23 protein-coding genes are annotated in these 23,553 nt (G+C 37.1%); 5 read left to right on the forward strand and 18 right to left on the reverse strand.

What is annotated here, in order from left to right:
- Positions 1–195: 195 nt before the first annotated feature.
- Positions 196–3,201, reverse strand: a complete 3,006-nt coding sequence (locus J8L73_RS06800) for an immune inhibitor A domain-containing protein (RefSeq protein WP_348771964.1) — start codon at positions 3,199–3,201, stop codon at positions 196–198.
- Between the two features lie 477 nt (positions 3,202–3,678).
- Between J8L73_RS06800 and J8L73_RS06805 the strand changes: the two genes are divergently transcribed.
- Complete coding sequence (locus J8L73_RS06805; protein ID WP_211015632.1) at positions 3,679–5,403, forward strand: acetolactate synthase 3 large subunit; 1,725 nt, start codon at positions 3,679–3,681, stop codon at positions 5,401–5,403.
- The gene (gene ilvN, locus J8L73_RS06810) at positions 5,403–5,900 is read left to right on the forward strand and encodes an acetolactate synthase small subunit (protein ID WP_058550273.1); all 498 of its coding nucleotides are present in this window, start codon (positions 5,403–5,405) and stop codon (positions 5,898–5,900) included. Before J8L73_RS06805 ends, ilvN begins: the two co-directional genes overlap by 1 nt.
- A 331-nt stretch (positions 5,901–6,231) precedes the next feature.
- On the opposite strand, the gene J8L73_RS06815 is transcribed toward ilvN, so the two are convergent.
- The 15 genes from J8L73_RS06815 to J8L73_RS06885 all read right to left on the reverse strand — a co-directional run bounded on the left by J8L73_RS06815 (position 6,232) and on the right by J8L73_RS06885 (position 17,555).
- On the reverse strand, positions 6,232–6,507 hold the full coding sequence (locus J8L73_RS06815) for an HU family DNA-binding protein (protein ID WP_004586404.1): 276 nt from the start codon (positions 6,505–6,507) through the stop codon (positions 6,232–6,234).
- Between the two features lie 210 nt (positions 6,508–6,717).
- Positions 6,718–7,254: a DUF3833 domain-containing protein gene (locus J8L73_RS06820; RefSeq protein WP_211001453.1), complete on the reverse strand. Its 537-nt coding sequence runs from the start codon at positions 7,252–7,254 to the stop codon at positions 6,718–6,720.
- A gap of 3 nt (positions 7,255–7,257) precedes the next feature.
- Positions 7,258–7,653 carry a chalcone isomerase family protein gene (locus tag J8L73_RS06825; RefSeq protein WP_211001468.1) on the reverse strand — a complete coding sequence of 132 codons (396 nt, stop codon included), beginning with the start codon at positions 7,651–7,653 and terminating at the stop codon, positions 7,258–7,260.
- Positions 7,654–7,827: 174 nt separating this feature from the next.
- Complete coding sequence (locus J8L73_RS06830; protein WP_211015668.1) at positions 7,828–8,337, reverse strand: DUF2878 domain-containing protein; 510 nt, start codon at positions 8,335–8,337, stop codon at positions 7,828–7,830.
- Positions 8,315–9,577, reverse strand: coding sequence for a cyclopropane-fatty-acyl-phospholipid synthase family protein (locus J8L73_RS06835; RefSeq protein ID WP_211015634.1), 1,263 nt, complete (start codon positions 9,575–9,577; stop codon positions 8,315–8,317). Before J8L73_RS06835 ends, J8L73_RS06830 begins: the two co-directional genes overlap by 23 nt.
- A 51-nt stretch (positions 9,578–9,628) precedes the next feature.
- Positions 9,629–10,357 carry a DUF1365 domain-containing protein gene (locus tag J8L73_RS06840; protein WP_211015636.1) on the reverse strand — a complete coding sequence of 243 codons (729 nt, stop codon included), beginning with the start codon at positions 10,355–10,357 and terminating at the stop codon, positions 9,629–9,631.
- Positions 10,350–11,606 carry an FAD-dependent oxidoreductase gene (locus J8L73_RS06845; RefSeq protein WP_211015638.1) on the reverse strand — a complete coding sequence of 419 codons (1,257 nt, stop codon included), beginning with the start codon at positions 11,604–11,606 and terminating at the stop codon, positions 10,350–10,352. Before J8L73_RS06845 ends, J8L73_RS06840 begins: the two co-directional genes overlap by 8 nt.
- Positions 11,603–12,313: an SDR family NAD(P)-dependent oxidoreductase gene (locus J8L73_RS06850; RefSeq protein ID WP_211001449.1), complete on the reverse strand. Its 711-nt coding sequence runs from the start codon at positions 12,311–12,313 to the stop codon at positions 11,603–11,605. Before J8L73_RS06850 ends, J8L73_RS06845 begins: the two co-directional genes overlap by 4 nt.
- Positions 12,314–12,315: 2 nt before the next feature.
- Positions 12,316–12,744 carry a nuclear transport factor 2 family protein gene (locus J8L73_RS06855; RefSeq protein WP_211015640.1) on the reverse strand — a complete coding sequence of 143 codons (429 nt, stop codon included), beginning with the start codon at positions 12,742–12,744 and terminating at the stop codon, positions 12,316–12,318.
- Between the two features lies 1 nt (position 12,745).
- On the reverse strand, positions 12,746–14,140 hold the full coding sequence (gene phrB, locus J8L73_RS06860) for a deoxyribodipyrimidine photo-lyase (protein ID WP_211015642.1): 1,395 nt from the start codon (positions 14,138–14,140) through the stop codon (positions 12,746–12,748).
- Positions 14,140–15,093 carry a DUF523 and DUF1722 domain-containing protein gene (locus tag J8L73_RS06865; RefSeq protein WP_211015644.1) on the reverse strand — a complete coding sequence of 318 codons (954 nt, stop codon included), beginning with the start codon at positions 15,091–15,093 and terminating at the stop codon, positions 14,140–14,142. Before J8L73_RS06865 ends, phrB begins: the two co-directional genes overlap by 1 nt.
- An 8-nt stretch (positions 15,094–15,101) precedes the next feature.
- Entirely contained in the window at positions 15,102–15,782 is a 681-nt protein-coding gene (locus J8L73_RS06870) for a ChrR family anti-sigma-E factor (protein ID WP_211015646.1), read from the reverse strand.
- Positions 15,775–16,398 carry a sigma-70 family RNA polymerase sigma factor gene (locus tag J8L73_RS06875; RefSeq protein ID WP_211015648.1) on the reverse strand — a complete coding sequence of 208 codons (624 nt, stop codon included), beginning with the start codon at positions 16,396–16,398 and terminating at the stop codon, positions 15,775–15,777. Before J8L73_RS06875 ends, J8L73_RS06870 begins: the two co-directional genes overlap by 8 nt.
- A 69-nt stretch (positions 16,399–16,467) precedes the next feature.
- Positions 16,468–17,046, reverse strand: a complete 579-nt coding sequence (locus J8L73_RS06880; RefSeq protein WP_211015650.1) for an LON peptidase substrate-binding domain-containing protein — start codon at positions 17,044–17,046, stop codon at positions 16,468–16,470.
- A 236-nt stretch (positions 17,047–17,282) separates the two neighbouring features.
- Positions 17,283–17,555: a hypothetical protein gene (locus J8L73_RS06885; protein ID WP_247659587.1), complete on the reverse strand. Its 273-nt coding sequence runs from the start codon at positions 17,553–17,555 to the stop codon at positions 17,283–17,285.
- Positions 17,556–17,847: 292 nt separating this feature from the next.
- On the opposite strand from J8L73_RS06885, the gene J8L73_RS06890 reads away from it, so the two are divergent.
- Positions 17,848–19,539, forward strand: coding sequence for an alkaline phosphatase D family protein (locus J8L73_RS06890; RefSeq protein ID WP_211015652.1), 1,692 nt, complete (start codon positions 17,848–17,850; stop codon positions 19,537–19,539).
- 98 nt (positions 19,540–19,637) lie between these two features.
- On the opposite strand, the gene J8L73_RS06895 is transcribed toward J8L73_RS06890, so the two are convergent.
- Both J8L73_RS06895 and J8L73_RS06900 read right to left on the reverse strand, forming a co-directional pair.
- Positions 19,638–21,116, reverse strand: coding sequence for a cellulase family glycosylhydrolase (locus tag J8L73_RS06895; RefSeq protein WP_211015654.1), 1,479 nt, complete (start codon positions 21,114–21,116; stop codon positions 19,638–19,640).
- Positions 21,117–21,445: 329 nt separating this feature from the next.
- The gene (locus tag J8L73_RS06900) at positions 21,446–21,787 is read right to left on the reverse strand and encodes a hypothetical protein (protein ID WP_211001439.1); all 342 of its coding nucleotides are present in this window, start codon (positions 21,785–21,787) and stop codon (positions 21,446–21,448) included.
- 173 nt (positions 21,788–21,960) lie between these two features.
- Between J8L73_RS06900 and J8L73_RS06905 the strand changes: the two genes are divergently transcribed.
- Both J8L73_RS06905 and J8L73_RS06910 read left to right on the forward strand, forming a co-directional pair.
- Complete coding sequence (locus J8L73_RS06905) at positions 21,961–22,590, forward strand: hemolysin III family protein (protein ID WP_211015656.1); 630 nt, start codon at positions 21,961–21,963, stop codon at positions 22,588–22,590.
- A gap of 260 nt (positions 22,591–22,850) precedes the next feature.
- On the forward strand, positions 22,851–23,471 hold the full coding sequence (locus J8L73_RS06910; RefSeq protein WP_211015658.1) for a hypothetical protein: 621 nt from the start codon (positions 22,851–22,853) through the stop codon (positions 23,469–23,471).
- Positions 23,472–23,553 lie beyond the last annotated feature (82 nt).

Consider the following 23,553-nt stretch of genomic DNA (forward strand, 5'->3'; position numbering starts at 1 on the left):
TGGCTTTTTTGCTTTTACGGGCGAAAAAATAGTTTTATACCAATTCGCTTAATTAATTGATCTATTTTGAGGCAGGAAAAACGTGTTGATAGCTCGGCAAAAATATTTGCTTCTGCATCGCTCCTCTTCTGCATCCATGCAGTTGTAAATGAGAATTTTTAACACAGATAGCGACACGTTTAGCCCGAAGAATAATTAAGTATTATTGCCCATTGGTATTACTCTCAGTGTACTAAAGGCTAATAAAATTAGTAAGCCAGCCATTGTTCCACCACTAGAGCCGGAACTACTTTGCTCTACCTTTACACTTACAATTAAGCTTTCAGTAATAACTTCACCCGTCTGAGCATCAGTTGCTGTAAGTATTACGGTATAACTTCCTTCGTTTTCATAAACGTAACTTGGGTTTTGTATACTAGAAACACTGCCATCACCAAAATCCCAGTTGTATGTATAGTTACCAAAACCACCGCTAATATCACTATTAAACTGAACTGTTAAGTTATCAGCAGTAAATCCACTTTCAATGTTCATTGGCACTGTCGCAGAAATATCTAGCGTTTTTTCAGTTTGATTGTCTTGGCTGTCTATTACTATTATCTCAACTTGGTAATTACCTGAATATAAATAACTATGTGTAATACTTTGCGTCTCCAAGCTGATGTTATCACCTAGGCTCCACTGATAAGTAAAAGGTGGAACGCCTCCGGAAATATTTGCTTGGGCTGTTAATACCCCTTGATTAACATCATAATCAACGTCGTTAATAGCTAAAGGCTCATTAATATTTACTTCAGTGGTAAATACTTGCTCAGCGTTCTTGTTACTCACGATAAACTCAACATTATAAGTGCCAAAATCAGCATACTCATGTAAAGGTGCAAGTTCAGTGCTTGTTGAGCCATCATCAAAACGCCACACAAACGTATCAAGTGGTGTTAACGTTAATCCTTCAATATCAAATTGTACATTAAGATCAGTAATACTAAATTTGATCCCATTTGCAGAGCTATAACTTAAATCAACGCTCACGCTGTCATTATTAGTTGACTGATTTAATATAGTAAACCCAAAACCTAATTGTGGTAATTCAACCCCAGATTCATTTTGTAGGGAAAAACTATAATCTGTTTTATCACTAAATTCACTAATGGCTGATAAGTTATCATCGCCTAAACCCGCACGCTGATCGTATACACTAAATGCAGCATCGCGCATTTGTATTGCTGTATCGGCAGGTATTTGCGTAGTACCTTTATTAATTGCTCGCTGATCCGCGTCAACGACTAACGCAAAGCCAGTTCCAGGGTGCTCGGTGGTATTATTATCTGATTGAGATTCATCGGCATACCACAAAAGTACTCCTGGCAAATATTGCTCACTTTGCAACCCGCTATCGATACCTAGATAAGATCGTAATTGTAAATAATAATGCGATGGTGAGGCGTATATGTAACTGCCTATTCTTTCAAAGTTTGTTAGTTGAGCAGACGTTTGCACTTCTGCGTTGTTTTGCCAAATTAACGTTTCGTTTTGCCTAACCTGCATATCATCAACAACAAAACCATAGTAATGAGTATTTGCATCAGTTATGTATTCAATACTAAGCTCTATCGTTTGCCCTGCATAAGGTGTTAAATCAAACTCGTGCGTTAAATAGCCGTTAGGTTGTTTAGCATCACTGCTTAAAAAAGAATCACCGGTAATGTAAGGCCCAATATCACCATAATATGGGTTATTGCCTTGAGTGTAATTACCACTAATTGGTGTGCCGTTTACTTTTATTTGCACTAAATCGTAATCTCGTTCAATACTGTAATAGGCAATAAAACTTAGCGTTAGTGCGTCATTGGTTGCTGGCAGTTCTATCGTATTTATAAAACTATTTCGCAGATTGTCGCCAGTATTTGAATAATATTGAAACTCCCCTTCAACCGGTGTTTTAAACTTTTCTAGGCGTTTAGGTAAAACTACTTTTAACTGGCTTTTTGATTGCGTAGTACTTGATGTATCAACAAGTATTTGCTCAGAATTTTCATTGACTTGTGTCATTTCAAGCTCTAGCTGATTAACCCAATTACCTTGATAGCGCGTTTGCAAGTATTCAAGTGCATAAGGGCTAAACATCACAGGCTCCGAACCTCTTAGCGCCCCCGCCCAACTACCTGTAGACATAACAGACCAAGATGCAACCGGCTCACCTACAGTATTAGATTGTAAGTCGTATTCATCAAGCAATCCTAAATCGTGGCCAAACTCGTGCACAACCACACCAATTCCAGCATCAATTGGGTTGATTGTGTAGCCAAAAAGCTTAACAGAACTTCCCGTTACTTCACTAGGTTGGCTATTTTCATCAAATACATAGTAACGATGAGACCAAATTGCATCGGTAGCTAGGTAACCTCCTCCGGCTTCTTCTCCAATACTTGAATGAAAAACCATTACATGGTCTATTATTCCATTAGGTTCGTTAATATTACCGTCACCGTCAATATCATCTAAATCAGTAAGGTCATAATCACTTAAATTAATATTAAATTGCGCAACTGCTTTTTCTACAGCTTCTTTAACTAAAGATGGCGCATTTATATCTCGGGTATTGCCTTGTCGCTCTCCATATACTTTGGCGTTATTATCAGCGGTTACCCAACCATAAACATCACCGCTAAAATTTAAGCTTCCACCCGATGCGGCTGAATAATAGCTTTTTGCCGTTAATAAGTTTTGACCATCTGGACCTAAATAGCTTTCGCTATTGAATAACATCTGTTGATAATGTTCTTTAGAATAATCAGCGTAAAACATATCTGTATCTGGGGCTGTTAACTTATTATCGTCATGTTTTAAGTCGGGAAAGTCTATCAATATAGTCAGTATTTTTACTTGATTTACAGTTTGATCGGGGATTAAAGAAGAAGAAAAAGCAGCTTGAGATTTTACTGAAACCAGTGAATTATCAATTTTAGAATTAAACTGTCTAAAACCATTTTTAATTAAACGTGAGTTATTAGTACTCATATCCATGTATTGCATATATGAGGACTCAAGATCACTCTGCGCAATGTTATCTCTTTTATTGAGCCAATATAAAATGCGTTCCTTGTTAGTAATACCCACATCATGCGGAGATGCAGTATCAGCGATTACTAAAGGGCTTATTAATGTAGATAAAAGCGAAATCATAGCCACTTTTTTCACTGTATATTCCTCAATCATTCTTATGGGCTCATCATACCTAAAATTTACTATTAAGGCAGTTTCTAAAACATATAATTAACACAATTGCTCTTAGCTAAATTTAATTTTTAGGATCGCCTTTACAACTGTCAAAAATGCATAATATTTATTAGGTATCCTGAGTAAACGGGCACCTTTTGCAAGATAAAGCTGAAAAACCACTTAAAATGAAACTTTAATGCAAAAAAGCCATTTCAAGGTTGACATAAAGCCTTAAAACCCTTAAAAATAAACCTATAGAGAATATTTAATTTAAAAGCAGTGTTTTGCTAAATAGAGTAAAAACTATGAACACACATATTAATCTTTTAGTCGTACTCGTACTGGTCTTAGTTATAAGCCCAGCGGGGATGTATTAAGAAGTGATACTGCTTTTTAAAAACCCTCGCACTACGCGGGGGTTTTTTTATGCACAAAAAAGCGCACAGAGGAATGAGGATGAGCAAACAAGAATACAATGGCTCTGAACTAGTAGTTCAGGCCTTAAAAGAGCTAAAGGTTAAATACATATTTGGCTACCCTGGTGGTTCGGTTTTAGACTTATATGATGCACTTTTTCAACAAGATGATATTGAGCATATTTTAGTGCGCCATGAACAAGCAGCAACGCACATGGCTGATGGCTATGCCCGTGCCACTGGTGAAGTGGGTGTTGTGCTTGCTACCTCAGGCCCTGGCGCTACAAACTGTATTACAGGTATTGCTACAGCGTATATGGATTCAATCCCTATGGTCGTTTTATCAGGGCAAGTACCAACAAGCCTTATTGGCGATGATGCATTTCAAGAAACCGATATTGTTGGCTGTTCGCGCCCCGTAGTTAAACACAGCTTTAACTGTCGAAGTGCTAAAGAGATCCCAGCCATACTTGCAAAAGCGTTTTATATTGCAAATACAGGCCGCCCAGGCCCTGTAGTGGTTGAACTACCAAAAGATATGCTTAATCCTGCGATTAAGTTTGAGTACGAATTCCCTAAAACTACTGAGCTTAGGACTTATAGCCCAAATACAAAAGGTCACTCAAAACAAATACGCAAAGCAGTAACCGCTATTCTTGAAGCAAAGAAACTAGTCATTTATTCAGGTGGCGGAATTGTACTTTCTAATACATCGGAGCAATTAACTCACTTAGTAGAATCGTTAAATGCGCCCATCACAAATACCTTAATGGGCCTTGGTGGTATTTCCGGCGTACACCCTAATTTTGTGGGTATGCTTGGTATGCACGGTACACTTGAAGCAAATAAAGCAATGGCCAACGCTGATGTAATTTTAGCCTTAGGCGCACGTTTTGATGATCGTGTTACAAATAACGTTAACAAGTTTTGCCCTAACGCAACCATCGTGCATGTTGATGTAGACCCAACCTCAATTTCTAAAACTATTAAAGCTCATATTCCGGTTGTAGGATGTTTAGCAACGGTGATAGAACAACTACAAACTGCTATTGATAAAAGCCCAATACAAATCGATAGAAGCGCTCAAGAAGATTGGTGGCGACAAATTATTAGTTGGCGTGAGCAAAAATGTCTGAATTACAACACCGATGGCGATAAAATTAAGCCCCAAGCTGTTATCGAAGCAGTATATAAAGCAACAAACGGCGATGCATATGTAAGCTCAGACGTAGGTCAGCATCAAATGTTTGCCGCTCAATACTACCCATTTAAAAACCCTCGCCAGTGGATCAACTCTGGTGGTCTAGGCACTATGGGCTTTGGTTTACCAGCAGCAATGGGGGTTAAATTAGCGTTCCCAGATAAAGAATCGGTATGTGTAACAGGCGACGGCTCTATACAAATGAACATTCAAGAGCTATCAACGTGTTTGCAATATAACTTAGCTGTTAAAGTTGTATCATTAAATAATCGCTCTTTAGGTATGGTACGCCAATGGCAAGACATGATTTATGGCGGTCGCCACTCATCGTCTTACATGGACTCATTACCTGATTTTGTAAAGCTTGTTGAAAGTTACGGCCATGTTGGTATTAAAGTCGACACGCTCGATGAGCTACAACCTGCCATTGATAAAGCAATGAGTATTAACGACCGTTTAGTATTTTTAGATATTAACGTTGATGAAAAAGAACATGTATACCCAATGCAAATTAAACTAGGTGGCATTGATGAGATGTGGTTACGTAAAGGAGTAAAAGCATAATGCGTCGTATTTTATCTATATTATTAGAAAACGAACCTGGTGCTCTGTCGCGCATTGTAGGGCTTTTTTCACAACGCGCGTACAACATAGATAGCTTAACTGTAGGCACAACCGATGATCAGTCTTTATCACGTATTACCATAACAACGATGGGCGATGACAGAATTGTTGAGCAAATTACTAAACAAGTAAATAAGCTTGTTGATGTACTTAAGATCATCGACTTAACAGAAATGAGCCATATAGAGCGTGAATTACTACTTGTTAAAGTATTTGCCCAAGACGAAACCACACGAGCGGCTGTAACACGTGTTGTTGATGTGTTCCAAGGGGCTATTTTAGATATGGGCCGACAAAGTTACAGCCTACAGCTTGTAAGTAGTACAGACAAAATAGAATCGTTTTTAGACACTCTTCGCCACGAAACAGACATTATCGAAGTTGTCCGCTCAGGTGCTGTTGGTATTGGACGAGGCGACAAAGCTTTAAAAGCGTAACTTTAAATAAGTTACAGTGCATTTTTACTGAGTATTAAGCAAAACCCCTGCTAAGCAATTAGCAGGGGTTTTTTATGTTCTTTAAAAAGAAATCGACTTTAGGTAATAAAATAGATAGACAAAAATTCCCTTTTTAATTGTTATCGCTAATTGCTCCTGTATTAATGCAGTCGTATATGAGAAGTTTTTGATGCATTAGCATCAATAAAATACCTCAAATAAATCAAGTACTATTGTGGATTCGTAGTTTAAAAGCGCTGCTTCGTAACTTTTTTACAGGTAAAAAAAAAGAGCTTAAAAGCTCTTTTTTAAAAATTCTGTAAATCGCCAATTAAGGGTTTACTTGATCTTTAAGACCTTTACCTGCTTTAAAGCTTGGGATAGTTGCCGCTGCGATTTGAATCTCAGCACCCGTTTGCGGGTTACGGCCAGTGCGTGCTGCACGTTCTTTAACTGAGAAAGTACCAAAACCAACTAATGCAACTGAATTACCTTCTTTTAAAGAAGAAGTTACAGCGCCAGTAAACGCGTCAAGTGCACGTGTAGCTGCAGCTTTAGAAATTTCTGCATCAGTAGCGATTTTTTCAACTAATTGAGCTTTATTCATTATTAGATTCCTATTCGTTATTATTTTGCCTTCGCAAAACCTATCTTTATGTATTTTTAAAGAGTTAGCAACAGCAAATTGCATATTTTGCCTAAATTCTTAGAAAATAAATAAAATTTTAATAATTCTCGGTAAAATACAGTGTGTTGGGTTAACAAAGACTTAATTTGAGTTCAATTTTGGTACAAGTTGAACAACGCCGTAAACCAACTATATCTTCTCGATAACTAAGGTCACTTCCCCGACCTCGACACCAAACTTAACAATAGATGTGCGGTTTATCAAGCGTGATTGTGTTACCAAGTACATCCAGTCATCAAAGTTTACGTTAAGCGTAGAGCCATCGTATGGTAGCTCAACATCATAATTCCAATGAAAAACACTGCCGTTACTTTTACCTTTAGCTACACCTGTTACATCAGCGGCTGTTCCTGTTAATGTATTATCGTCGTTAAGTGTCACTTTCCATATACGCTTTTGGGTTTCACCATCATCATATACAAAATCTTCTTCAATAACGCCTTGAGAGCCATTCCAGGTTGCATGCATGTCTACAACTAGTTTACGGGTTAACTCGCCTTTATAGTCTTGTACAACGCCGTAGGCTTTCAAATTACCACTAAAAAACTCTTTAAAGTTAAACACTGGCGAACTGTTTTTATAGTGCTCGACATTTGGCGCTGAACAGCTAATTAAAAACATGGCAAAAATACACACTATGAATGGCTTTATCTTTAATAAACTCATAAATTAGTTTCCTAGTAATTGTTGTCGAATCGCAGGCTCTGACGTGTTTTTATCAAGCCAAATTGCCAAAAAGTCTTTAGCAAATTGAGCATCATCTATGTGGCCAACTTCTTCGTCGTTATAATAAAATGTACTTTTACCATTAACGTCTGTTTCTAACATTAAGGAGTCGCCTTTATTTATATTTGGCCAAATATTAAGTAATTTATCTGCATACTTTTGTGATAAATCAGGCTTGTTTAAATGCTCCCACTGCTCTTTAGTTGCTTTAACAATGTCTTTTGCCTCAAAGTCACGCAAGTATTTAAGCTTGAACTTTATCGGATTTTCACCGCTTTTATATTTACCAGAAGGTGTAAACAATATGGCATCGTAAACGTCCCAAAATAAATACTCCATTCTGGCTTCGCCTACTTTTGTAAAGTCATCATTTGCATAGGCGTTATATGAGGTGAGTAAAAAGCAAAAACTAATTAATAAATTTATTTTCAAAATCGTTCCTTAACTTTATAAAGTACTAAATATACGCGCTACAGAACGAGTTTGATCAAATCACAAGCAGACTAAGGAAAGCTAAAGAGGTTTTGTATTCAGCACCGCTTTAATTTTTGAGTTTATAAGCAATATTAGAGTAAACATACTTGCCCATATTAAGCCGTATATCAGCCAAAATTGTATCAGGGGCAATGGTAAGTTTAGGACACCAAAGCGAGCGCCTGCCCAGTAACTTGCTGGTGCAAATGCTAAACATACTAAAAATGCTTGCCAAAACTTAAGTGAAGTCAAAAAAGACATAGAGCTGTTAATACACAGCACTAAAGAGGCCCATAAAAATACAAGCCAAAGAGGAAATGGGTAAGAATGAAAATCAAGCAAGCCTAGATTTATGGCAATAAACTCGCCGAATAGGCCTAATGGTAGCGCCTTTAACATTAAAATAGTATCGTGCTTTTTTTGCTTTGATAAATAAAACATCAGAGCAATGACTAAAGGCGTTACGTAAACAGATTGCCCTTCAAGCAGTAATGACAAAAACCATACTGCTTGAAACAAGACAAAGTTAATAACCGAGTGCAATTTCATCATTATCGCTAGTAAAGCGCGGTTTACGAGCCATTAAATGTACCGTACTCGTGGCACGAGTTCTAAATGCCCCTTCACAATATGCAAGGTAAAACAACCAGAGCCTGTAAAAGCGTTCGTCAAATTTAGTTCTATCTAACTCTGGCCAACTCTTAATAAAGCGCTCACGCCAATCAGCTAATGTTCGTGCATAGTGAGCGCCAATATCATTAACCGTATGAATAACCATGTTAGTGTTATTTTTAATTTGTTCGCTCATTTCGTTGAGCGATGGCAAACACCCACCAGGAAATATATATTGCTGAATAAAATCAGAATTTTTTAAATAATGTTTATAACGCTGATCGCTTATTGTTATTGCCTGAATAAGCATAGCGCCATTTTCTTTGAGTAGGTCACCGCACTTAGTAAAAAAGCTTGGTAAATACTCGTGACCGACGGCTTCTATCATTTCAATCGAAACGAGCTTATCGTACTGCCCTTCTAATAAACGATAATCAAGCTTTAATAACGTTATTTTTCTTTCAAGACCAAGGGCTTTAACCTTGTTAGCAACGTAATCGTACTGCTCGTCAGAAATAGTTGTGGTTGTTACGTGGCAATCAAAGTGAATGGCTGCATAAATAGCGAACGCTCCCCAACCAGTGCCTATTTCTATCACAGAATCGCCTTGTTGAAGTTCTACCTGCTCGCAAATACGTTTAAGTTTGTATTGCTGCGCTTGTTCAAGCGTTGCATCTTTACTTGGATACACTGCGCTTGAGTACAACATTTCATCCGATAAAAAAGATTCGTACAAGTCGTTGCCTAAATCGTAGTGAGCAACAATATTCTTTTTAGAACCAGACTCTGAATTTTTATTTTTAAGGTGATTAATTCTGTGTGCTATGTTGCTAAAAAAGGAGAACTTCTTTTCAAAGTTATCTAATTGATCTTGGTTAATTGCAAATATTTCGATGAGGCGAGTTAGATTGTCGCAAGACCAGTGACCTAAAATATAGGACTCTCCAGCACCTACGCTACCCGATAACGCAAATGCTTTGTACATGGCTTTATCGTTAACGCTAACTGTCACTTTTAAATTTGATGAAGTATCACCGAAAACAGAGCGCGAATTACCATCAACTAGTATTATTTGGCCCGTTTTTATAGAAGAAAAAGCGCCTGTAACTAGCCTCTTATAAAAGTTAGTAAACCAGCCTGTGTTGTGTGCGCAATTTAAACTTGATACTTTTTCCATTGAAATACCTATATTATTGTTTTAACTACCCAAGTCTAATACGAAATACATTTACGAGTGGCCTAAAAAAGGCACCTTTTTCACAAACAGTTTAAATGCTTGCACATAAATACCTTTGAAAACAGACCACGTCATAGCAGGAAACCGCTTTAATAACTCACTAACCGCATCTTTTGTGAGCTCTTGACGTTTTAGTCTTAAAGAAGCATCGAATAGCAATGTTTCATTTTTCTTGTTTTCTATGTGTATTAACGTATTACTAAGTGTATGTCGAATATGCCAGTGGTAGTTCATATTCAAATCCATGAAGGGTGATACGGAAAAGACTTTTTTAAAGTTCACTTTTTTTCCTAACGGAACTAAATAGTAATGTCGCTCATTCCAAGGTGTATTACTTACTTCTGCTACTAAATACTTAAATTCGTCACTAGTGTGGCCATAAAAATAAAAATTTACTGGGCTAAAATATATCCCAAAACAGCGCAATTGTCCCAGCATATAAACATGCTCAAACTCTTCATCAACACCAAGCGATTTTAATTGCATTTGCGCACGTTCAAATACAGTGTGTTGTTGTGGGTTAGGGACGTGTTGCAAGTAATCTGATTGTTTAAACCTAAGTGCTTTAAACCCAAACGTACCTAACATAGGATGAATATTATTTAAGTTTAGAGGCTGCTTCAAATCAACCCACATCATATAAAGCGAGTAGTTAAAGCTATGGTTTTTAACAGCAAATCGGCGATGTCTAACATCGCCTAAGTACACTGCACTAGTCAAACTCAACACCTAACTGCTTTGCGACGTCTACACCGCTTCGTACGCCATCTTCATGAAAGCCGTTATACCAATAAGCACCACAAAAATAACTATTGTTTTGCCCATCAATACTGTGTTTTTGCTTTTGTGCGGCTATGGATGATTGATTAAATACAGGATGGTGATAAGTAAACTCTCGTAGTATTTTACTTTGCTCAATACCTTGAAGATGATTAAGCGTTACACAAAATTGCGTGTCACTTGCGATGCCTTGCAGAATATTCATTTGATATGTAACAACAGCAGCTTTATCTGTGTTGTTATTAAGAAGGTAATTCCAACTTGCCCACGCTGCTTTTCTATCAGGTAATAAACTCGTATCGGTGTGTAAAACAACAGAGTTCTCTGTATAAGCTATTGCACCTAAAACAGATTGTTCTTGCGCTGTTGCATCGCCTAGAAGACTAAGTGCTTGGTCTGAATGACAAGCAAAAATGACTTTATCAAATTCTTCTTTGTCACCAAGTGAAAATTCTATAATGGCTTTGTCGTCAGTTCGCGTCACTGATTTAATATTACTATTTAATTTTATTTTATCCGCAAATCCCTTTATTAAGGGATTAATGTACTCACGAGATCCACCCGGAATAACATACCACTGCGGTCGATTAGTTATATCTAAAAGGCCATGATTAAAGAAAAACTTAACAAAAAATTCCACACCAACATTTTCCATTTCTTTTATGCTGGTAGACCAAATAGCAGCGCCCATCGGCAAAATATAATGGTATTTAAAAAAGTCGTTAAAGCCATGTTCGTTAAGTAAATCGCCTAAAGAATGCTCTTTTTTATAGTCACCTTGCTCATAAATAGCTTTACACACTTTATTAAACTTAACGATATCGTATAAAAGACGCCAAAATTTAGGCCTAAATATATTTCTTCGCTGAGCAAACAAACTTGTAAATGTATGCCCGTTATATTCAAATCCGGTAGCGTCATTATGCACACTAAAACTCATTTGAGTAGGCTGTTTGTTAACACCTATACGAGCAAGTAATTTTTCAAAATAAGGGTAGGTTCTATCATTAAAAACAATAAAACCGGTATCAATAGCGTATTTAGCGCCACTAACAGTTACATCAACGGTAGCAGTATGCCCACCAATGTAATCATTTTTTTCAAACACAGTTACATCGTAATGTTTATGAAGTAAATGTGCGGCAGTTAACCCAGATACGCCGGATCCAATTATTGCTATTTTTTTCAACGAGTTAATCCTTTTGCGATTTTAAGCCATAGCGGGAGTGGTAATATTCGCAAAGCTTTTAAAATGAGTGTAAAACGATAAGGGAAATGAACTTCTTTGCGCCGCTTTTGTATCCCCTTAATCATATAATTTGCCGCTTCGTTTGCAGTAACCGCCATAGGCATAGGAAAGTCATTTTTATTAGTTAGCGGTGTTTTCACAAAGCCAGGGTGAACAAGCGTTACATCAACATCAGTTAAATCTAACGCCAAGCTCTTAGCTAAATAACTGACGCCAGCTTTTGATGCACCATACGCTTCTGAACGTGGAAGAGGCAAGTAAGTGACACTAGAACTTACCAATACAAGTTGACCACCCGAGTTTATTTTAGGTAATAATGCTTCTAAGCAGTAACCCATAGCGAGTAAGTTGACCGAAATTACCCGCTCAAATAAAGCACTATCAAAATTTCGTGCATCATCAACGTACTCACAATTACCAGCATTTAATATAACGCGATCAAATTGTGTAAAACCAATAGTGGATTGTTTAATGTCATCGAGGCTTGTGGCATCAAATTGACAAATTTGAATGTTTTCATGCTTTGCAAGTTCAGCGAGTTTTTCGCGGTTTCGACCACAGGCTATTACTTTATCGCCCTGCTCTGCATACTTTATCGCTAACTGCTCACCAATTCCTGAAGTAGCCCCTGTAATTAAGGTAATCATATTCAGCCCGCCCTTTTATTTATGTAATTAATAACAGAACCTAATAACGGAATATGTTTATACAAAAGCTCACCAACATTAAAATAATCTCGATGTTTTAAAATTCTATCATCTTTAAAAATCAACTTACTATGACCTTGCACAGATATCGTTTTTCCTGATGAAAGTTTTGGGTGTGCATAATGCATGGTCCAATAGATAAACGCCGTATCATTAACACTGAAAGAATCCGTTATATCAAATTGGCAGTGCTTAACATTACTATACAGGTTTGCAAAATACTCACGTAGCTTTTCAATGCCGTTAATCTCATGCATTGGATCAATAAACTGAATGTCATCACTGTATATTTCACTTAATAATTCTAAATTGCTATTATCAAGTTTTTGGTAAATATCTACAAATTTATCTACTGGAAGCACATTATCCATATCACACCTTAAAAGCAGCTAACGCACGCTCACGTGCAGCTTTATGATCTACAATTGCCGGCCAGTAGCACTCCTTTGTCTTACCCATAGAAGCTAAATAAGTATGAGGAAAGTGAATCTGTTTATCTGGCACATTCTCAAGCTCTGGCAAATACTTACGTATAAATTTACCTGTTGGATCAAAGCGCTCACTTTGGGTGATAGGATTAAAAATTCTGAAATAAGGCTGAGCATCACACCCTGTACTTGCCGCCCATTGCCAACCACCATTGTTTGATGCCAAATCACCATCGATTAAATGCTGCATAAAGTACTTTTCGCCCTCACGCCAATCAATAAGTAAATGCTTAGTTAAAAAGCTCGCAACAACCATTCGTAGACGATTATGCATCCAGCCTGTTTGGTTTAACTGTCGCATAGCAGCATCTACAAGTGGATAACCTGTGCGCCCTTCACACCATGCATTGAAGTCCTCGTCGTTTTTTCGCCACTTTACTGCGTTGTATTTTTCATTAAAGTTATCGCCTCGAGACAACTTAGGAAACTCAGAAATTAAATGGCGGTAAAATTCACGCCAAACAAGTTCATTTATCCAGGTAAACGTTTTGCTTTTTGACGTTGTTAAGATATCAGGGTATTGCTGCTGAATATTAATTAATAATTGCTTTGTACTCACTACACCAAGCGCTAAGTAAGGACTTAAACCCGAAGTCCCTTTTATACTTGGAATATCACGATTGTCATCATAACTTGTTAATTTATCGGCAATAAAATCACTGACTATTTTAGATAGAGTTTCATCATCAACCGGCCATTTTTCAGAGCTACCATCGCTTTTAAGAGGTGATTCAGATTTTATATCAACAGGCGATTTATCTAATGGCCACGGTGGTAAACTAAAGTGAGTGTCTTGATACTGCTTTAACCATGCCCGTTTAAACGGGGTAAACACTTTGTACATTTCATTGCTTTGGTTTTTAACACTGCCCGCAGGAGCAATTAAATCCCCCTCGTAGAGTGTAAATGTAACATCAATATCATCACACTTAGCCAAAATCGATTTATCACGATTTACTTCATTTAACTCATACTCAGTGTTAGCAACAATATGCTTAACGTTATTCGATTGACAAAACTCAATTAATTTTGATTCACAATCGCTAAAGTATGGTGCGCTTATCACATGCAATGTAATACCATAAGCTGCTAACTCTTCTTGTAAATATTTAACTCGTCGTTTAAGTAAATCAATTTGTATTGCAGCGGTATTATGCTGCTGCCATTGTTTTTCGCACACAAAAAAAATGGCGTGTTTAGCGCCATCGTTTAGCGCCTGAATTAACGCTTCGTTTGAAAAAAGGCGCAAATCGCGCCTAAACCAAAATAATGTGTTCATTAAATACCATATCGTAGTTTTAGTTCGTTAGGGTAAGGGTTAAAGAATACTTGTTTTTCAAGGTACTCGTTAGGGTGCACTTTTAAATGATGCTTAAGTAACGTAAGCGGAACATATAACGGCACTAAGCCTGCTCTATATTCATCAATTGCATCACGTAGTTCTTGTTTTTCGATTTTTGATAAATCTTTTTTAAAGTAACCCTGTAAGTGCATTAAAGTATTGCAGTTGTTTCTGCGAGAAGCTGGTTTTTTCAGGCCTGTCATTAGCCCTAAAATATATTCGTCAGCTAGTGCTCTAACATCATCACCAACAAATGTACCCAATAAATTACCTAACTCTCTATAAGCTTTATAATTGTGGGCCATTAACAGATATTTATATTGGGAGTGAAATTGGGTTAACTTATGAACAGTAAGAGGCTCTTTTGCCAACATTTGCCAGTTTTTGAATACGTAAACACGCAATACAAAATTTTCTCGCAAGTGCATATCATTTAAACGGCCATTTTCTTCACATGGCAATAACGGATTATGCTTCATTATTTGCTCTGCAAAAAAACCAACGCCTTCAGAGGTATTACCCGTGCCTGCTTCGTTGTAAATTTTTATGCGCTCCATACCACAGCTTGGGCTTTTCGCACAAAAAACAAAGCCACTTAGCGTGCTTGCTTGTTCGGTCGCTACTTTTTTACCGTATTCAGTTAACTGTGGTCCTACGTCTCCAGAGCCATCGGGTCTACATACTTTGATTGTATCACCAACCCTAACTTGCCTAATCGTAGGTCGAGGTATAGGTAGGCCTACAGCCACTTCCGGGCAAAAACGTGTGTACTCAACGTGTTTACCTAATTCGTCCATGCAAAAGTTAGATTTTTTATGACCTGTATCAAATCTAACTTTTTCGCCTGCTAAGCAGGCGCTTATGCCTATTTTTATTGTGTCTGTTTGCATAAAATCTCTTAATAAATCAAATTACCAATTGGATTTAGTAACTTGCTGAAACCCTTATTAAAATGTAGCGCACTACTGACCACTGTAAAGCATAAACAACCATCTTTTGTTAATGGTGTATGTTGGTGGCTACCATCTTGAAAAATAAAGTCACCTGGTACGTAGCTGCCTTCCTCGTCACTAAACTCACCATCAAGTAATAAAGTAATTTCAAAACCTGTGTGAGTATGCTCCGGAATTTCACCACCAGCGTCAATATGTAATAAGCTTGAACGTAATGGGCCATCTTCAAGTGCTACACGAGAGCGCGCTAATTTACCTACTTGGGTAAACTTACCATGTGATATACGGGTAAGAGCACGTGGTAATTGGTAATCGTGGTTGTTAACTTTAATAGCAACAGGCTCAACTTCGTAAACCTCATCAATACTGTTATCAGCAGTAATAAAGTCAAACAAACTAGACTCTTGCTCATCCAAAATATCATCAGAAATCATTTCTAATGGCTGGCTTTGCTCAATAGAGTCGTTAAAAACCTGCTCGGCATTGCTGGCTTCAATTTTGGCCACTTTTGCTTGACACACAGGACACATGTCCACATGAATAGATACGGCTAAGCTAAGTGATGCGCTAAGTGATGCACTGCAATATTGTGTCAGTAAAGTTTCACTCGGGTGATGTTTAATCATGCTGATCTCCCATTTCATTACGTAATTTCTGTAAGGCTAAACGTAAACGTGATTTTACCGTGCCTACCGGAATGTTTAGTTGGTGTGCAAGCTGCTCTTGCGACATATCTTGGAAGTAAACGCCTCTAACAACCTCTCTTTGTGCAAGTGGTAGTTTGTCGAGATAACGCTTAATTTGTTTATCTTCAAGATGATCTGTGTATTCGTAATTTGTATCTTGTGTTTCGTTCAATAACGGCCAAATATCTTCGCTTATGTTTTCTTCTTTATTACTTTTCATTTTACGAAGCATGTCAAACGACGCATTACGCATTACCGTGTAAACCCAGGTAGTCGCAGCGCCTTTGTCACTGTGATACAAATGTGCTTTTCGCCATACAGACGTTAGCGTTTCTTGCACAAGCTCCATAGCTTGGGCTTCAACACCAAACTGCTTTATTCCAAATCGTTTAATTTTTGGAGCAAAATATTCAAAAAGATAAGAAAATGCTTTTTTATCTCTTGATTGAGCAACGTCTACTAGCGCTTGCATTAGTTCTTTGCTTGGCGTTTCTGGCATGGCAGTGTACTTACCTGTATTAGGTTCACAACGTGTTGATTGTTGTTGACTTACCATAATAATATATCCCGTTATTGCTTTTGTATTAGTAAATACGCACGCAGATTTGTTTAGGATCAAATAAAATTAGGCAAATTCGTTATTAATCACAGTATGGAGGAAACTCAGTAAGTTATCAAAGTTAGTTTCGAACGCAAGTTGCTGTTTTTTCTCAATAGATATTGGCAATAACTCTAACCAGCGTGCCACAACCCATGTAAGTTCATTAAAATGGGTTTGTTTGTAAAGCTCACTGAGTTCTGGATTGGTTAAGAATATATTTTGAAGGGTTACTTGTAGTTTTTCATGCTCACCTATATCAGTGAACGAGTCGTTGTACCAATATGGCGTGCTACAGTTTGAAATTAAACCATGGCGAAGCTCTTGATCATCTTGATAAACATCATCAATTTGTACGCTTTTTGATGCAATTACATCTATAAGCAGCATCCCACTGTCGTCTTGATCAAAGTCAATAATATCGACCAAGCAGCCTTGAGCGCTTATGTTAAACGGTGTGTCATGTTCAAAGGTACACAGTACAAACCCAGTATCACTTTCGAGTGCTGTTTTAACCATATTCAAATAGCGAGGCTCAAATATACGTAAACGTGTATAGCCTTGGGGTAATATAAAAATTGGTAATGGAAAAATCGCACGCTTCATAAAGTCTACTTATTTAAAACACTCTGCCTTTATTTACGTGCGCTTTTGCTAAGTCGATCAGCTTAGTATTAATCGAATTAATTACCCGTAATGCTATTAATTAAAGATTAAACCAACTCCCCATAACCTTAATCATTTGAACCGAATAATAAGCACTCAACATACTTACTACTGGCGCTAACATTAATGCAAATAAGCCTAATTCGTTGCTCATCGTCTTATTTCCTTTAAAACATTTATTGCTGATTATTCTGGGCTGTTTGAGTAGTAGCGCTCTCACTAATCTCGCTTGATTGGGTAGTGTTTAGTAAGCTATTTAAAACAACTTGTGCATCAAAACTTAATGTTTCTTTTAACGAATTTTCTAATTCCGTAGTTGTTTGTTTTACGTAATTACTCACACTGGTTGATAAAATATCAGTTACATCTAGGTCCACTTCAGTCGCATTAACGTGCGCAGAACCTAATACTAATAAACTTGCCATAGCGATTTTTATTGAATGTTTCATAATGGTATTCCTTGTTTGTGTATTGTTTAGACGTAAATACATAATCAAAGGTTGTGCCAATATAAAAATAAACGTAAGCACTTGAATAATTTAAATTTTAAATAATAGCGCATATTATAATGCATTCATCACTTGTTAATTTAACCACTAATTTTAATTTTTTGACTATATTTTAGTAAATAAAACACTATTCTCCATCACTTCGTCACATTAAATACATTTAGCGTTTATAAAAACGTCATGTCGACACAATAAAATTCAGGCCAATTTAAATAACTCTAAAAAGTGCAGTATGCCAATTTCATCTCGTCGTAATTTTTTAAAAACAACCGCTGCAAGCGTGTTTACCGTTGCAGTTTCAAGCAGTATTTCTGGTTGTAGCAACTCATTAATCAATAAACCATTGTCATATACTGAATTTAACCACGGCGTGGCAAGTGGCGATCCATTAAGTAATGCGTTAATACTTTGGACGCGTGCAACTTCGCCACAATCAACCGCTTCAGTGACTGTTGCATGGGAAGTAGCATTAGACTCTCAATTTAAAAACATTATTAGACAGGGCCAAGAGCAAACAGATGCTAGCCGTGACTATACAATAAAAATAGACGTACAAGGGTTGCTTCCAAATACCCAGTACTTTTATCGTTTTATAGGAGCAAATACGACAAGCCCTGTCGGTCGAGCTAAAACACTTCCTGTAGAGAACGTTGAACACGTTAAAATGGTTGTTGTGTCGTGCTCAAACTATCCGGCAGGCTATTTTAATGCATACACCGATGCTGCTAAGCAAAAAGATCTAGATGTAGTACTCCACTTAGGTGATTACATTTACGAATACCCAATGGGTGGATACGCAACAGAAAACGCAGAAAAAATTAACCGTAAACTAGCAGATGATAATAGCGGTGAAATAATTACATTAAATGACTATCGAAAGCGATATGCTATTTATAGAACCGATAAAGGATTACAAGCACTACATGCAGCAGCCCCTTTTATAGCAATATGGGATGACCATGAAATCACAAACGACACGTATAAAACAGGCGCTGAGAACCACACGCCCGATGAAGGGGATTTTTATAAACGCCGTGCTGCAGCTATACAAGCATATTATGAATGGCTTCCAATTCGCCCGCCAATGGGCGAACAAAATCCCCATATTTACCGCTCGTTTAACTTTGGAGATTTAATAAGCCTACATATGCTAGATACTCGTGTAATAGCACGCGATAAACAACTCGCTTACAGCGACTATAAAAACCTAGAGACCAAGCAAATGGATGTTGCGCGCTTTGCTAGTGATTTAAATAGTCCAAATAGGCAGTTACTGGGTAGTACACAATTAAACTGGCTCACGAGTGCAATAACTGAATCAAATGCAAAGTGGCAAGTATTAGGTCAGCAAGTGTTGATGACTAAAATGTGGCTACCTACTGAAATATTTTCGCAATCCGATCGCACTAAAATACCGCAGGTGTTAAAAGAGCTAGTCGCTATTAAAAAAGCCGTGTTAGCAAATAAAGCGGTAACTCCCAAGGAACTTGCACGCATAAATACGTTAATGCCTTATAACTTAGACGCGTGGGATGGTTACCCTAGCGAACGCGAAGCACTGTATAAAAGCGTTGCTGCATTAAATAAAAAATTAGTCGTCCTTGCGGGTGATACTCACAATGCATGGCAAGGCACGTTAAAAAATAAAAAGGGTGAAAACGTAGGGGTAGAATTTGCAACGCCAAGCGTGACTTCACCCGGTATGGAGCACTATTTAGCTCTTAACCCGCAGCAAGCTAAGCAAATGGCCGATTCACTTTCATTACTAATTAACGATTTAGATTATTGCGAATTATCGCATCGTGGTTATGTGTTACTTACAATTACAAACAATCAAATTACAACCGATTGGCGTTATGTGGATAACATACAATCACCTAGTTATAATCTTATTAATCAGCACCAAAGCATCTATAAAGGTTAGCTTATAAAGCAACGCTTTATAAGTTTAAATAACAGTGCTTTATAGGGTTAAAAGGCAAATACACTCAGTATTTACCTTTTACTCTTTATAAAGTGTAATTAATTACAACTAAAAATCAGTGTCCACGAAGCATCACTTCCTGGCGTCGTATTTGTGTACCAATTAGCACTGTATGCGTTGCCTTGATATTGCATTTTATCGTCTGTGTTGTTGTGCGTATAAGGACCTGCAGCATAGTCTTTTTTAACCCAATTAGGGTATGCGTTTATATCACTACAGTCTGTAGAGCTCACAATAGCGCACCCATTTGAATCAACACTTGCTCCTGCAGGTGTATCAGGACATTGATCAACATCATCATATACGCCATCGTTATCAGTATCAGTTTGTGGCTCCTCTACAACCAATACGCATCCTTCATCATTAACCGTTTCGCCGGCTGGTGTATTAGGACATTGGTCAATATTATCGCTAACACCATCAGCGTCTGTATCTGCAATTGCGCAACCAATACTATCAACGGTTGTTCCGGCAGGCGTATCATTACATTGATCGAGATTATCAATAACACCATCTCCATCACTATCTAAATCAACGCTATTGCTACTACCACCCCAACCTTGAATAATTTCTTTTGCTTTTGTACCAGAGGCTGTTAATGAATCCCAACCTCCACCTGGTGTGAACATTGACGCACCTTCACTTTTATCGTTAAGTGCCCACATTGCATGGCTGATGTTATTAGTTTTTAAAAATGCCATCCAAGCATCTGTTTCATTAATATTAACACCACCATTACCATCTGCATTTACACTGCCCCACTCGGTGGCAAATAAAGCAATGCCGTTATCTAAAGCAATTTGCGCTTTATTACGGTATGACTGGCCATGCGTACCTGCATAAAAGTGAAGAGTATAAGCAACATTGGCACGATCAATTGGGCTTTGTGACGCAACATCAACATCCTGAGACCATGTTGGCGTACCAACAACAATTAAATTGTCAGGATCTATTGCACGTATTTTGTCTATAACGGTTTCAGCGTATGGCTTAATATCGTATTCCCATGATATTTGTAATGGTTCATTATAAATCTCATAAATTACGTTATCATTATCTCCATACTTAGTGGCTACTTCTTCAAAAAATTTGATTGCAGTAGCTTGATCTTTATGCGCTTCGTGGCTATGAAAATCTATTATAACGTACATATCTTCGGCAATTGCAGCAGTAACAACTTCATCAAGTCGGCCCATATTACCGTTCCAATCTTGATTTATATCACCGCCAGCACCGTGACCGATTGCTGCACGTATAATAGTTGCACCAAATTCAGACTTAGCTTTAGCAACTGTTTGCGCGGTGTAAAATTTTTCACCACCCCAACCTGTATTACTCCAAAACAAACTTGGGCCAGCAAAGCTTTTATTTACACCATCTGCTAAAACCTGATTACCACTTACCGTTAGTTTTTCAACCGAAGCTTGCGCTGTTGAGCTAATGCCTAAACACAGTGCCAAAGATAAACTACTAACTTTAAAGCTCCTTTTGATATGACTATTTATACGACGATTCATAATATTTTCCTTAAATAAAATATTAGCTATTACAAGCCAACACATAGATTTTTGTACCACTAAAGATACACAAATAATAATTGGTATTATTTGCGCGGTAAAAATAACAGAAAACAATTAACAAAAAAAGAACAAAACTAATAAAAATAGATTGCACAATTTATTAAGATAAGAAAAAAGCAGTACACATTTGGTAGTTATGCTCTATATGTTCGACGTTACTAAGATTTACAGGGTATTTACATGCATATTGAAAAAATTAAAATAATGAGTTAAAAACAAAAATGGCTGCGTTGAGCAGCCATATTATGTAGACAAAAAATACAATTTTACTTATCGGTTTTTTTTCCTAAACGGTATGCATCCACAATACTCAAAAGCCAAATAACAACCATTAAAGGGACGTATTTATATTGTGCAAGCTTTGCACACTCATCTGAAGGTTGTTGTGCTGCTTTTAATATGCCGGTAACCGACATAGGTATTTTACCTGAAACGAGCTCATTGGCAGTACATTGAGCAATCGCAAATATATCTTTAAACGTTAAAATTAATAAAAGAGAAAATACACCAGCAAAAATACTCCCAATAAGATGTTTTTTTAACGAAAAGTGCCCAGCTCCTGGGTAAACGACGGCGGTGAGTAAAGCCGCTTTTAAATTTTTTTTCATGTTTGTTTAAGCTCGTAATGTGGATTACAGTAGACAACAGCATAGTGAATTAATTCTCTTTAAAATCAAGTAAAACCAAAACTAACTTCAATAAAGAATACGTAAAATCCATATTGAAACCTTCAGCGTACAACTGTACACTCAAACTCAACTTCACAGAGGTAGGATTTGTTATGTCTTTAGAAGCGCCGTATTCCCGTAAAGAAGAAAAGCTCAATGTATTAAGCCACGCGCTGGGCATTGCATTTGCAGTGTTTGTAATGTGGGATTTATTTACTCAAGCAACTACTCTTCAAGCGTATATAAGTACAGCCATATATGGTGCAAGCCTATTTATCTTATTTTTATCATCAACGCTTTACCACGCAAGCGTACAATCTAAACTCCGTGCCTTTTATAAAAAATGTGATCACTGCGCTATTTATGTATTAATAGCCGGCACTTACACCCCATTCTTATTAATGTCATTAAATGGGGCGTGGTCATGGGGAACGCTCAGCTTTATATGGGCAGTGGCACTTGGCGGCGTTGCATACAAAATATTGGTTAAAAATGGCAATAAAAAAGTATCACTTGCGACTTACTTACTCATGGGCTGGTTTGCCCTCGCAATTGTATACCCGCTTTATTTAAATATTGACGTAAATGCACTTTATTGGTTACTCGCCGGTGGTATTTTTTACAGCTTAGGTACTTTATTTTATAGTGCTAAAAGCACGCAATTTAGCCATGCTATTTGGCACCTATTTGTTATTGCAGGCTGTGTATGCCATTACATTTCAATTAGTAACTATGTTTATTGATGGCAGCTTTGAGCGATAACCGGACACTGAAAAAGTTAAATTTATTCCTGTGTTTTAAGTAGAAATCTAATTTTGTCCAATAACATTATTAAACGCCGTTTTGGGGCAAAATAACATGCTTAATTTCTAGCTGTTTTAATTACTTGTTTACAAAGGTAATTATTGGTGAAATTATCATGGTATGTAATATAGGCCGTTTTGGTGTGTTATAAACCACCAAAATGGTGTTCAATAAGCTGTTAGCTTGAAAGGAGTATTAATTGAGTTCAGCAAAAAAAACATCAAATAAATTACTATTGGTATCATTTGCCGCGTTGATATACATCTTAAGTGGTGCACAGATAGACAAAATAAATTTGGGATTTATATCTTTTAAAAATATTAGTGCATTTGCAGATCTTACTTTTCTATTGTTAATCATTTATTTTATTTGGGATTACTATCATTTTTGGGTCGATAATATAGCTTCCGACTGGAAAAAAAATATCGAAAAATTTTATTGCGAGTTCTTAACTAAACGATTATTAAGAGAATTAAGAAAGAGTGGTAGTCAATACTGTCGTAACTATGTGTCAGACGAGTTTCCTCCAAATAAAAGCTACAATGCGGAATCCTCTTGGTTTATATATGATGCGCACTATAAATTTGGCTTTGGAAGCAAGCAATTAAGAGTTGAAATAGAGAAAGAAAGTGACTACGGAGGGATAAACAAAGTTGGGCATGTTGTGCACATTTTTAATGGTGATGATCTCAAAAGCCTTAGGTATTTATTTTGGCTAGAATGGACTTTTCATGAAAAAGCATTCAGAGTTCAATTGTTGCCTTTAGTATTAAGTACTATCGCTTTAGTTCTATTAATATTAAATTTAATATCAAGCTAACAAGCTGTTAAACAAGGACAAAAAACAGTTGGCTTTTGCTCCTTTGTCGCCATTTTAGCCAACCATTTTTAGCCTGTTAACA

Source organism: Pseudoalteromonas sp. MMG006, assembly GCF_018101025.1.
GTDB lineage: Bacteria > Pseudomonadota > Gammaproteobacteria > Enterobacterales > Alteromonadaceae > Pseudoalteromonas.